10 protein-coding genes are annotated in these 11971 nt (G+C 69.9%); 6 read left to right on the top strand and 4 right to left on the bottom strand.

What is annotated here, in order from left to right; genetic code table 11:
• Positions 1-83 precede the first annotated feature (83 nt).
• A complete protein-coding gene (locus QQX04_RS10635; protein ID WP_301129000.1) occupies positions 84-311 on the top strand; it encodes a hypothetical protein in 228 nt (75 codons plus the stop codon).
• On the opposite strand, the gene QQX04_RS10630 is transcribed toward QQX04_RS10635, so the two are convergent.
• The 3 genes from QQX04_RS10630 to QQX04_RS10620 all read right to left on the bottom strand — a co-directional run bounded on the left by QQX04_RS10630 (position 290) and on the right by QQX04_RS10620 (position 6189).
• Positions 290-2857 carry an LPXTG cell wall anchor domain-containing protein gene (locus tag QQX04_RS10630; protein WP_301128998.1) on the bottom strand — a complete coding sequence of 856 codons (2568 nt, stop codon included), beginning with the start codon at positions 2855-2857 and terminating at the stop codon, positions 290-292. The two genes, QQX04_RS10635 and QQX04_RS10630, sit on opposite strands and share 22 nt — an antisense overlap.
• Positions 2858-3110: 253 nt before the next feature.
• On the bottom strand, positions 3111-4046 hold the full coding sequence (locus QQX04_RS10625; protein ID WP_301128996.1) for a 5'-nucleotidase: 936 nt from the start codon (positions 4044-4046) through the stop codon (positions 3111-3113).
• Positions 4047-4173: 127 nt separating this feature from the next.
• Positions 4174-6189: an ATP-dependent helicase gene (locus tag QQX04_RS10620; RefSeq protein ID WP_301128994.1), complete on the bottom strand. Its 2016-nt coding sequence runs from the start codon at positions 6187-6189 to the stop codon at positions 4174-4176.
• A 257-nt stretch (positions 6190-6446) separates the two neighbouring features.
• On the opposite strand from QQX04_RS10620, the gene QQX04_RS10615 reads away from it, so the two are divergent.
• From QQX04_RS10615 to QQX04_RS10605, 3 genes are all read left to right on the top strand, one after another.
• Positions 6447-6827, top strand: coding sequence for an ArsR/SmtB family transcription factor (locus tag QQX04_RS10615; protein WP_301128993.1), 381 nt, complete (start codon positions 6447-6449; stop codon positions 6825-6827).
• Entirely contained in the window at positions 6824-7879 is a 1056-nt protein-coding gene (locus tag QQX04_RS10610) for a permease (RefSeq protein WP_301128991.1), read from the top strand. The genes QQX04_RS10615 and QQX04_RS10610 overlap by 4 nt, the downstream gene beginning before the upstream one ends.
• 74 nt (positions 7880-7953) lie before the next feature.
• Positions 7954-8193, top strand: a complete 240-nt coding sequence (locus tag QQX04_RS10605; protein WP_301128989.1) for a thioredoxin family protein — start codon at positions 7954-7956, stop codon at positions 8191-8193.
• A gap of 61 nt (positions 8194-8254) precedes the next feature.
• On the opposite strand, the gene QQX04_RS10600 is transcribed toward QQX04_RS10605, so the two are convergent.
• Positions 8255-10051 (bottom strand): CLIPPER-2 domain-containing protein, encoded by a 1797-nt coding sequence (locus QQX04_RS10600; protein WP_301128987.1) that lies wholly within the window; start codon positions 10049-10051, stop codon positions 8255-8257.
• A 102-nt stretch (positions 10052-10153) separates the two neighbouring features.
• On the opposite strand from QQX04_RS10600, the gene QQX04_RS10595 reads away from it, so the two are divergent.
• Together QQX04_RS10595 and QQX04_RS10590 are read left to right on the top strand one after the other, a co-directional pair.
• Positions 10154-11581, top strand: coding sequence for an MFS transporter (locus QQX04_RS10595; protein ID WP_301128985.1), 1428 nt, complete (start codon positions 10154-10156; stop codon positions 11579-11581).
• Positions 11582-11706: 125 nt separating this feature from the next.
• Positions 11707-11937 carry a TM2 domain-containing protein gene (locus QQX04_RS10590; protein ID WP_301128983.1) on the top strand — a complete coding sequence of 77 codons (231 nt, stop codon included), beginning with the start codon at positions 11707-11709 and terminating at the stop codon, positions 11935-11937.
• Positions 11938-11971 lie beyond the last annotated feature (34 nt).

The raw sequence follows: 11971 nt of genomic DNA, 5'->3' as shown, positions 1-11971 counted from the left end.
GTTTACCGACGGTTTACCGCTCCGGCAGATGCTGAGATCGGCAGACCACTGCGCCCTGGGGAGGGAACATGAACAGTGCCGCCGTGCCCACCAGTCCGTATCCGCCGCGCCCCGCGATCCTCTTCGGGGTGCTGAACATCGTCGCGGCGGTGGGAGCGATAGTGCTCCTCCTCACCGCACCGTTCCGTGCCGTCGGTCGCGCACTCGCCGCCGTGCTCGGGATGCTCGCGACCCTCCCCTTCGCGAGGCGCTCCCGGCGCCTCTCCCGCGAGCATCCCAGCTCGGTCTCCTACTTCGGCACCGCTGCCTGACGTCGCCGCCGGAGCACCAGGACCGACGCGCCCGCGAGCACACAGGCGGCTGCCACTGCCCACGTCGCGAGGACGCTCTCCTGGACTCCGGTGGAGGCGAGGGCCCCCTCCGAGGCAGCGGTGCCGTCGCTCGTCCCCTCACCGGAGGCGGCCCCGTCCTCGGACGAGGAACCGCCGGTGCCCAGCTCGCCCGAGTCGTCCACCGGGCCAAGCACAGTGAGCGGAGCCCAGCCGACGAGCCGACCGTCGAACCCGTACACGGCGACCCTGTGCGCGCCCGGCTCCGTCGCCTGCGGGACGGTGAGGGTGAGCGCAGCATCCCCCAGCCGGACCGGCGTGGAGAAGAGGTAGGCGGTCGCGCCCTGGCCGACGGGAGCCCCGCACTCGTCGAGGCTCACGCCGAAGCCCTCGCCGCGTGCGAGCTCCGTGACGGGCTCCCCGTCCATGCACAGCACGATGACGCCCTCGAGCTCAGGCAGCAGGTCCTCCTCAAAGGCCGCGAAGGAGACGCCCGAGAGGGTGGCCGACGCAGCCGCCTGAGCCATCCCCCGTGCATCGAGCACGGCGCCGTACGTCACGGAGCCTCGCGCGAAGTCCTCGGCAGTGAGCCGATGCTGCACCGTCCACGTGAGCACGCCGTCGGGCGCGAGAGCGACGTCGCCGGGCAGGATCCCCGCCAGATCGGACGTCGTAGCGTCGGCCAGCACGATGTCGCGCAGCGCGTGGCCGCCGATGTTCTGAAGCGTCGCCAGGAAGGTCGCGGTCTCACCGATGCTCGGCGACCCGTCGCCATCGGCGTCCACGAAGTCGGCCGTCACGGCGAAGTCGAGCGTCGGCGCCACGTACTCGCCGATCTCCGGCATCTCCACCGCGGCGGCGCCCACCGGATACGAGAGCCCGTCCACAGCGCCGACGAGGTGCGCCGTCGTCGCGTAGTCGAGGCTGCCGGCAGCTTCCATGGCAGGCGTGATCGTCACGGTGCGACTCCACTGCGCCGCCTCGCCGATCGCCAGGGCGCGGCCGTCGGCGCCAGTGCCGAGAGGCGCGATGTCCCCCGATTCGTCGACCGAGGCGACAGTCACCGCCTGCAGCGACGCCGGGTCGTTCGCGAGCGCGTAGGTGAGCTGGACCTGCTCCCCCGCCTGGCCGACGCCGTCACCGTTCGAATCCACGAGCTCGCCGTCCACCGTCCAGGTGGCCTCCGGCGTGAGCTCAGCGAAGGCGATCAGCGCCTGTGCGGTTGCGGGATCGGCCAGGTGAGTCGCGTCGAACCCCACGGCCACCGACGCCTCCGCCTGCACGTAGCCCCGCGCCAGGTCGTCCTCGGTGAGCGGCCGCACGTGGGCGTACGCGTCAGCGCTCGAGAAGGCGGCCGCGCCTCCGAGGCCACCGCCCGCAGCCTGGCCTAGCGCGTCGTCCACGTCCGTCAGCACCGGGCCGGCGCTGTCAGTCACCGTGATCTCGCGGTAGTTCAGAGTGACGTCGCCTGCGTTGGTGTGGTCGATGCCGTAGCGGAGGAAGTCGCCTGGCTCAGCGTCGGCCGGGTCGACGGGGACTCCCGACGCGTCGACCACGGTGGCAGTGAGCTGAAGGTCGCCGAGCGCGATGCTGCCCGCCTCGGTGGCCACAGGCGCGAACTCGATCGTGCGCGAGCTCTGAACCGGCAGCCCGCCCGACTCCCGCATCAAGACCGTGTCGACCTCCCACGGCTCGCGCACCACCGCGCCCGCGACCAGGTCCGCCTCCGTCACGGTGCGCCACTCGGTGTAGAGCAGATGAGCCATCGCCTCGTCCGCGTAGACGCGCACTGAGTTGGGACCGCCCCGCTCGTAGTACACGTCGACGCCGGTGGCAGGGTCGATCGAGCCGAAGCGGAGGAAGTCGCCGGTGCCCCCGAGTGAACGGATCTCGTAGCGGACGCGGTCACCGGGAGCGGCGAGGCCGTCACCGACCACGCCCTCGCGCTCGTCGAGCTGAGCCACATTCGAGACGCGGATCACACCGTCGTACGTGGGGCGCTCCGCAGGACCCTCCAGCGTCCCGTAGTCCACCAGGCGCCAGAGGCCTGACGCGACATCGGTGTCCGTCGCCACGCGGTAGGTCAGCAGGAGAAGGGCGTTGTACGGGCCCTCGCCTGCGGTCGTGATCATCATCTCGTCCACAGGCAGATCGATGGAGCCCTGGTAGGTGACGCCGGAGCCGACCAGGGGTGCGGACTCAGTGCCCGAGGCGGAGAGGATCGCGGCGCTGAACGGATCCCTCTGCATCATCAGACTGGTGACCGGCGAAGCGTTCGGATCGACCATGGCGACCTCGAACGAGTAGGTCAGCACATCCCCTGGGTCGAGCTCACCGATGCTCCCGCCGTCAGTCGAAAGCTCCCAGCCGGTCCAGGTGAGCGTCACGTAGCCGTCGTCGAGCCCCACCTCGTTGGCGGCGAACTCGTCGCTGGCCGCGTGCGCGTGCACCGGCATCGCGAGCATGGCCAGCGCGAGCAGCAGCACCAGAAGTGCATGCATCAGCGTGCGCGGATGGGTGGCGGTCAATGGGCGCATGGCAGAAGTTCCCCCTCATAGAACCCCGGACGCACGCGAACGACGCAGCGGGGACGACACTCTCGGCACGTACTTGCGTACCGGTCAGTATCTTGTTGGGGTTGGGATGCAGGTGTCAACCTCACAAGCGAGAACGGAGGGCGCGGGCGGGCGGCGGGGCGCGCATTGGCAGGGTGAGCGCCAGGGCGGTGCGGGGGCGACGTCCGGGCGCGCAGCCGCCCTCGCCCGCCTCAGCGCCGCGCGGTCAGAACAGCGTCTCGTTCGCGACGCCGTACGGCACGTGGACGCCAGCCACATGCTCGAGCGCGCCGCTCAGGTGCCCGTGCTGGTCGTCGAAGAACAGGTGCGGGCGCATGACCTCGAGCACCTTCGCCTTCTCGATCCCACCCAGGAAGAACGCGTCGTTGACCGTGATCCCCCACTCCTTGAGGGAGTTCACCGCGCGCTCATGTGCGGGCGCGGCGCGGGCCGTCACGAGCGCGATGCGGACGCGCGGCTCGTAGCTGGGGTCCTCGCGCTGACGGTCCTTCTCGAGCTGCTGGATCCGGTTGAGGTCGGACACGAGCGGCTTCAGCAGGCCCGGCGCGTGCGCCACGTCCCGCTTGGCCACCTCGTGCTCCACGAACCGCTCGATGCCGGCGGACTGGAACACGCGCTCCGACTCATCGGTCGCGAGCACTGCGTCGAAGTCGAACGCGATTCGCAAGCCCTTGTCGTCCAGCTCGTACGCCGCCGTGCTCGGAAGCACGTGACCCGCCGGGCTGCCCGCACGGACCGCAGCCAGGACGTCGTCCCGGTTCTGCGTGAGGAACAGGCTCATGCCCAGCGCCGGGATGTAATCCAGCGGCGAACCGCCCTGCGTGAAGAACGCACGCGTCACCGACAGCCCGTACCGCTCGATCGACCGCATCACCCGCAGGCCCGTCGTCGCGTCGTTGCGGGACAGCACGATCACCTCGACCACCGGGTCGCCGGGCCGCAGGTCGTTGAGCTGCAGCAGGCGCGCGATGAACGGCATCGCAGGCCCGGGCTCCAGCAGGTCGTCGATGTGACGCTCCTGGTATTCCGCATACGCGGCCTGCCCGTGCGCCCTGAAGTAGGCGTCGGACTCCGTGAGATCGAACAGCGCGCTCGACGCCACTCCCACGACGAGTCGATCGTGGAGGTCGTACGCGGGCATGCGGTCCCCTTCTCGAATGCGGCGGAGACACGACTCTATCCGTCTCGTGGACCACCCGCATCACCCCTCGTGAGGGCGCGGACGTCGAACCGGGGCGCGGCGCGAGTGCCGACAACGGCGTGGCGCGTCAGTCGCCCAGGTCTCCTAGATCCACGCCCAGATCGATCTCGGGAGGCCCCGAGAGTCCAGGTGGCGCGACCGGCTTGGGCGGCCGCTGCGGCACGTGCACCGTCTCCGCCATGAGCCCGTCGGGAAGCGTGGACAGGAAGTACGCGTCCTCGATCACATCCATCGCGTACGGGCCGCCGACCCAGGCACGCACCGGCGTGTGGAACAGGGCGCGAGTGACGCACAGCCGGTCACGCGCGCGAGTGAGCGCCACGTAGAGCACTCGCCGCTCCTCCTCGACAGCATCCACGTCGCCGAGCGCACGGGACGACGGATACGCGCCCGGACTGACGCCCGCGCAGAACGCCCAGTCGCTCTCGAGCCCCTTGGCCGAGTGCACGGTGGACAGCACCACGTGGTCGTCGTCCTTCTGATCCGCGGTCAGCTCCGACGTGAACACGGGCGAGAGCAGGTACTCCTCGATGAACTCCAGGATCGAGCTGCGGCTCGCCGCGAGGCGCTCCACATGCGCCAGGTCGCGTTGGCGCGCGTCCCAGTTCTCGTTGCGGTACTTGTGCGCGAGCACCGGCGTGAGCATCGCGGCCGCCCGGCCGACGGCGTCGTCCACCCGATCGGCGGCGTCCTCGATCGCGTCGAGCCCAGCACGCAGCCACTCGGGCATGCTGCCGAGCGCGCGGGCACGAGACTCTCGGGCCGAGAGGCCCTCCTCGCGTGCGGCGAGCAAAGCGTCGAACGCCCGGACCGCCGTCCTATCCCCCACGCGCGGGACCAGGGTGAGCAGCCGAAGCCACGCCACCTCGTCGTCCGGGTTGGCCACGACCCTCAGCGCGGAGAGCACGTCGCGCACATGCGCGCTCTCCAGCAGCTTGGTGCCGCCGAAGAACACGTAGGGGATGTCGTTCTCGACCAGCATCGACTCGATCGCGCGGCCCGAGTAGTTGGACCGCACCAGGATCAGGTGCGTGGACCACGGCAACCCGTCCTCGTGCGCACGGCGCAGCTCGCCCGCGATCCAACCCGCCTCGTCCTGAGGCGTCTCGAAGCTGTGCAGCTCCGGCTTGGGGCCGCTCCCCCGCACCGCGCGCAGCCGCTTCTGATAGTCGAGCTCGCTCGCCTCGAGCAGCCAGTTCGACAGGTCGAGAATCTGCTGGGTGGAGCGATAGTTGTCCTCGAGCCGCATGATCCGCGCGCCCGGCACACGCTCCGAGAACGAGTGGATGGATGCGAAGTCCGCCCCGCGGAACCCGTAGATGGACTGCGCGTCGTCCCCCACGCAGTAGTACCGCGCGTGCGGCACCAGCGGGTCGATGATGGTCCACTGCAGCGGGTTCGTGTCCTGCATCTCGTCGATCAGGATCTCGTCGTAGTGGCTGCCCACCCACTCGGCCACCGCCGGATCTGCGAGCCGGGCCGCGAAGATCATGAGCAGGTCGTCATAGTTGAGGTAGCGGCGCTCCTTCTTCCGCTCCTCGTACGCACGGACGACGGCGCCGATCGCCTTGGGGTCGATCGTCTGGTCCGGGAACTTGGCGCGGATCGCCTCCGCGAGGGTGATGCGCGTGTTGCGGGCGAACGAGACGACGTCGATGATCTGCGCCGCCTTGAGCCCCTCCACGCGCTTGCCTCGGCCCAGAACGCCGCGCATCACCTGCGCCTGATCGTCCGAGTCGAGCACGCTCCAGCCGTCGTACCCGAACACGTCGGGGTTCGCGCGCACCTCCCGCATGGCCCACGCGTGGAAGGTCATGGCGCCGACGCCCTCCATGGCGGAAGTCTCGCCCTGCACGCGCGCGCGGATCTCCGCGGCGGCGCGGCGGGTGAAGGTGATCGCGAGGATCCGATGCGGGGCGGTGCCGTTCCTGATCAGGTGCCGGATGCGAGCGACGATCGTGGTCGTCTTGCCAGTGCCTGCGCCTGCGAGCACCAGGTTGTGACTCGCGCCCGTCACCGCCGCCTCACGCTGGCCGGGGTTGAGCGAGCCCAGCAGCTCGTCGGTCCCCGTCTGCTCAGCCATGCGGACGAGTCTACGAGCGCCCACGGACAGCGCCGCTCACCACCGCGAGCGCCCTGGCATCGCATGAGTGCCGAAGACGGTGCCGGTTTCAGCACTGGTGCGATGCCAGCGCGCTTGGGCAGGCGCGAGCGCGGGTGGGCGGAGGCAGGCGCACCTGCACCGTGAGGCTCGCGCGGAGGCTGCACTCGGGCCGAGCGGGGCGCGCGTGGGGACCAAGGTCCCCGACCCGGGCCCGATCGCAGGCGGACGATTCAAATATGACTCAACTGTCGTCGCTCGAGATCCTGCCCCGCCCCGCGGAGCAGGCGGCTCCGTGCGCCGCACCTGCCGAGGAGGTCGTCCGCGACCCGGCTCCCTCCGTCGACCTTCTGCAGGCGATCGCCGACCCCGTCCGCTGGACGGTCCTGGACCGCCTCTCCGCCGGCACCCGCTGCGTATGCGACCTGCAGGAGCACGTGGACGTCTCGAACACCCTGCTCAGCTACCACCTCCGCATCCTGCGCGACGCGGGCCTGGTCACCACCGCACGCCGCGGCCGCTGGATCGACTACTCGCTCGCGGCCGACGCGTCGGCACGCCTTGCCGCCGCCCTCCCCGGAGCCTTCTCCCCCGCCGCACCCGCCGAGGTGCAGCCATGACCGTCATCGACCGCGTCCACAAGGCCAGGCCCACGCAGCGCTGGGTCGGACTCGGCGCGGCCGCGGTCACGTGGTGGGCCCTCTACAGCGTCAATCTGCCGTTCTGGGACTGGCTGATCGGCGACGTCGTCGGCCTGGATCTGGAGACGAGGCTCGGCTCGGGTGTCCACTTCTTCTTCTATGACACCGTCAAGATCCTGCTGCTGCTGACCGGGATCATCTTCCTGGTCACGGTGCTGCGCTCCTTCATGTCGGTCGAGCGCACGCGGGCCATCCTGGGCGGCAAGCGCGAGGGCGTCGGCAACGTCGTCGCCGCGTCGCTCGGAGTCATCACGCCGTTCTGCTCGTGCTCCGCGGTGCCGGCGTTCATCGGTTTCGTCGCGGCGGGCGTGCCTGTGGGCGTCACCATGAGCTTCCTGATCGCGAGCCCGTTGGTGAACGAGGTCGCGATCGCCCTGCTGCTCGGGCTCTTCGGCTGGGGGCCGACGCTGCTCTACGTCGTCGCGGGCCTCACCATCGCGATCGTCGCGGGCTTCATCCTCGGGCGCATGCGTCCTGAGCGCTGGATCGAGCCGTTCGTGTTCGAGACGAAGCTCGGCGGCCAGACCGTCGACCCCGGCATGTCGCTCACCTGGAACGACCGCATCCAGATCGGCATCGAGGAGGTCAAGGACATCCTCAAGAAGATCTGGCCGTACCTGCTCGTCGGCATCGGCATCGGCGCCGCGATCCACGGATGGGCGCCGGAGCAGTGGTTCGCCGACCACGCGGGGCCCGACGTCTGGTTCGCCGTCCCGCTCGCCGTGCTGATGGGCGTGCCGCTCTACTCGAACGCCGCGGGCATCCTGCCGATGGTCGAGGCGCTGTTCGACAAAGGCCTGCCGATGGGCACGCTGCTCGCCTTCATGATGGCGACCGTCGCGCTCAGCCTGCCCGAGATGATCCTGCTGCGCCGCGTGCTCAAGCCACAGTTGATCGGGCTGTTCATCGGCGTCGTCACCGTCGGCATCATCGCCGTCGGCTACCTGTTCAACGCCGTCATCCCGACCTAGCGCCGCTCAGCCACCCCGAGCGCGACCACCACGCACCCCGCACACGACCACCATGTACTCGAAAGGACAGCATCATGAACATCAAGATCCTCGGCCACGGATGCCAGAACTGCGCCAACCTCGAGAAGGCCACCCGCGAGGCCGCGAGCGCGCTCGGCATCGACGCGACCTACGAGAAGGTGACGGACGACGCGTCGATCGTCGGCTACGGCGTCATGCGCACCCCCGGCCTCGTGGTCGACGAGAAGCTCGTGCTGTCAGGGCGCGTCCCCACGGCCGACCAGGTGCAGGAGCTTCTCGCACCCCTGGCCTGACCCTCGCGCCCCTCGTGCGCCCCGAAGGGCGCGAGAAGGCATGCCCGGGACGGTCGTGACCTCACTCCCCCTTGATCGGCCGTCGCATGAGCACCAGCCCGACGCCTGCCGCCAGGAGCGCTGCCGCCCCACCGAGCTCCCACGCGAGCACGCGCTCGTCGGCACCGGTCGCCGCGAGCTCACCCGAAGACTCGGCGGGCAGCTCCTCAGCGGCGGCCTCCTCCCCCGAGTCTGGCTCAGGCGCCGGCTCCGACTCTGCCTGCGGGACGATCGCGAGCGCCTTCCATCCCACCAACGCGCCGTCCGCGCCATAGAGCGCGATGCGGTGCTCGCCGAGCACGGCGTCGCCGGGGACGGATGCCGCGAACGCGTCGGTGGCGAGCGTGGTGGGCTCCGAGAACATCACGACCGCGACGCCGTCCGCGGAGCCCGCGTAGCCGCATGCCTCAGGCACGACGACGATCGAGTCACCTGGCGAGGCCTCCGTGACCGACTCGCCCGCCGGCGAGCAGATCTCGATGCCGCCTTGGGCGTCCGGCGCCAGATCATCCTCGTACGCGACGAAGGTGATCGGGCTCAGCGAGGCGGAGGCATCGGTCGGCGTGCTGAGCACCTCGTTCGCGCTGACCTCGGCCGCGAACAGGATCGAGCCTCGCGCGAAGTCCTGAGCGGTGATGACGTGCGTGAACTGCCAGGACTCGACACCGCCTACCGGGGCGTCGTAGGGCCAGAGGAACGGCATCCCGGCCACATCGGCCGCTGACCCATCCACCACCTCGACATCGGTGAGGGTGTTGCGGCCCACGTTCGTCACCGTCACGGTGACGGTCGCAGTCTCGCCGATCGACGGGTGGCCGTCTCCATTCGCGTCGGCATAGGCGACGTCAAGGTCGAGGTCGAGCGCGTTGTCCGGCACCTCTGCCGTGGCGATCGGGGCAGCCTGCGCGGTGGCCGTCGAGCGCGAGAGCCCGTCGATGTCGCCCAAGTAGTCGAGCGACACCTCGGCGGCGATCGACCCGGATGCCTCCATCGCCGCGGTGATCGCGAACGTCATGCTGCGGTCCGCGGACTCGCCGGGGGCCAGCGTCACGCCATCGAACGCGGTCCCTGGCCCGGGCGCGTTGCCAGAGACGGTCGCGCCGTCGATCGTGACCGACTGCTCAGTTTCCGACGGATTGGTCACGGTCCAGGTGATGTCCACCTTCTCCCGCACCTGACCCAGGCCGTCGGGGTGGCTGTCCCGCAGGGTCATGTCGACTGTGAGGTTCAGATCGGTCGCGAGGTCGCGCAGCACCACCGGCGCCGCTGATACCCACTCGCCCGGCGCGTCCGGGCTCTGGGGATCGGCGCAGAGAGGGTCGAACCTGGAACGGCTCTCTGACGCGTAGACGTAGATGGCGTCGAGCTGCACCCAGCCGCGCGCCATGTCCTCGTCCGTGATCACGTGCGGCGGCCAGTTGGAGTACTCCTCTGCGGAGCGGTACTCCATCGGATACAGGCCGCTGCCGGTCAGGTCCCCGCCGGGCTCGACCTGCGCGAAGGTCCAGCTCATCCCACTGAAGGGAAGGCCCGGAGGGGCGCAGATCTCAAGTCCGTCGAGCCACACGTTGCCCGTGTTGGCTACCTGGATCTCGTAGTCGATGCGATCACCGGCCTCGATCTCACCCGGGGCGAGTACCGCGCCTGTCGTCGCATCGTGCACCTCGGTCGCGATGCCAGCGGTGTACGACACCACGTCGGGGTCCGCTGCGTGGGCGGCGGGCGCCGTCACCAGGGCGACGCTCAAGGCGACGCCAGTGACGGCAGCCAGTGCAGCGAGCCGACGGACGGGCAGGGGGCGCTTGGGCGCACGTGACATGGGGACTCCTCAGGTGAACTCCCGCAAGGTTAGTGGATAAATTCTCTCACTTTCAATCCCGACGCGCGGACACCTCCCCCACCCACCCTTACCCTGGCGACTATGGCCGCAGCCCCCACGCCTCCACTCCGCACGACCACACAGTCATTGGTGCTGTGGATCGCAGTGCTCGGCTCCTTCGTGTCATTTCTGGACGGCACCGTCGTCACGGTGGCACTGCCCGCGATCGTCGAGGAGCTCGGCGGCGGCATCACCACCCAGCAGTGGACCGTCGACGCCTACATGCTGACGCTCGGCTCGCTGATCCTGGTCGCAGGCTCGATCTCCGACAGCTTCGGGCGTCTGCGCGTGCTGCGAGCGGGTCTGATCGGCTTCGGAGTCACCTCGGTCATCATCGCCCTCGCACCGTCCGCGCCCATCCTGATCGCCGCGCGGTTCGCCCAGGGCGCGGCAGGGGCGCTGCTCGTACCCTCGAGCCTCGCGCTGATCATGACCCACTTCCGCGGCCCCGCGCAGGGGCGCGCGATCGGCACCTGGACCGGCGCGACGTCGGCCGCGATGGTGGTGGGACCGCTGATCGGCGGCCTGTTCGTGGACCTCGCCAGCTGGAGACTCGCGTTCCTCATCAACGTCGTCCCCATCGCAGTCACGCTCTGGCTGCTTGCACGCCTGTCCCGTCAGGACGACGCACGCGACGTCCGCAGGCCCGACGCGCACGTGGACCTGATCTCCGCGGCGCTCGCCGCGCTCGGCCTGGGAGGCGTGGTGGCCGCGCTGATCGAGCAGCCGAACCTGGGCTGGACCGACCCCCGCATCCTCGCGCTCGGCACCACCGGCGTCGCCCTGCTGGCGATGTTCCTGGTGCGCCAGACGCGCGTCCCCGACCCGATGCTGCCGCTGCCTCTGTTCCGCACGGGCAACGTCGCGTGGGGCAACGGCGCGACGTTCCTCGTCTACGGCGCCTTGAGCCTCAACGGCTTCGCGCTCGGCGTCTACCTTCAGGAGGGAGCGGGCCTCCCCGCAACCGCCGCCGGGCTCGCGAGCCTGCCCATCACGCTCATCCTGATGGCGACCTCCTCACGCGTCGGCGCCCTCGCCGGGCGGCATGGCCCTCGGCTGTTCATGACGGTCGGCCCGCTCGTCATGGCCGTGGGCGCACTGCTGATGCTGATGCTCGCGGAGGACTTCGACTACTGGACCCAGGTGCTGCCCGGAGTGCTCGTCTTCGGCGTGGGACTTGCGCTCACCGTCTCCCCGCTGACGAGCGCCATCCTGGGCGCCGTCGACCCGTCCCGCTCGGGGATCGCGTCGGCCGTGAACAACGCGGTCAGCCGCATCGCAGGACTCATCACCGTGGCGCTGATCGGCACCATCGTCGGCGGAAGCCTCGACCTCGCGGGCTTCCACAGGACCGCCGTGGTGACGGCGGCACTCCTCGCCGCCGGCGGCCTGGTGAGCTGGATCGGGATCAGGAACCCCGCCGCCTCCGAGCAGACCTCGCCGGAACGGCCCCCGCGCGCGAGCGAGTGAAGAGGCCCTTCCGCGCGCACACCCTGACGGATTCAGGGGTGCCGCTCGTCCCGCAGAGGGAGGCCACGCGCAGAGGCGCGGACGTACGATCGACTCAGTTCAGGACCACACGCAAGGAGACGACCATGAGCTACCCGGCACCCGCACTCCCCCCGAAGAGCACGGGCGTGACCTACCTGCTCTGGTTCTTCCTGGGACTCTTCGGAATCCACCAGTTCTACATGGGCAAGATCGGCCGCGGGATCCTCTACCTGTTCACCGCCGGCCTGTTCGGCATCATGTGGCTGATCGACCTGTTCACGATCCCCAGCCAGGTCCGCATGGTCAACGCCCAGCGCGCCGTCGGCATCTACTGACCGCGGGGTCGACGCTCAGCCCGCGTCACCCACT

This window comes from Demequina zhanjiangensis, assembly GCF_030418315.1.
In the GTDB taxonomy this organism is placed as follows: Bacteria; Actinomycetota; Actinomycetes; order Actinomycetales; family Demequinaceae; genus Demequina; species Demequina zhanjiangensis.
This window is presented reverse-complemented; position numbering and strand designations above follow the sequence as displayed.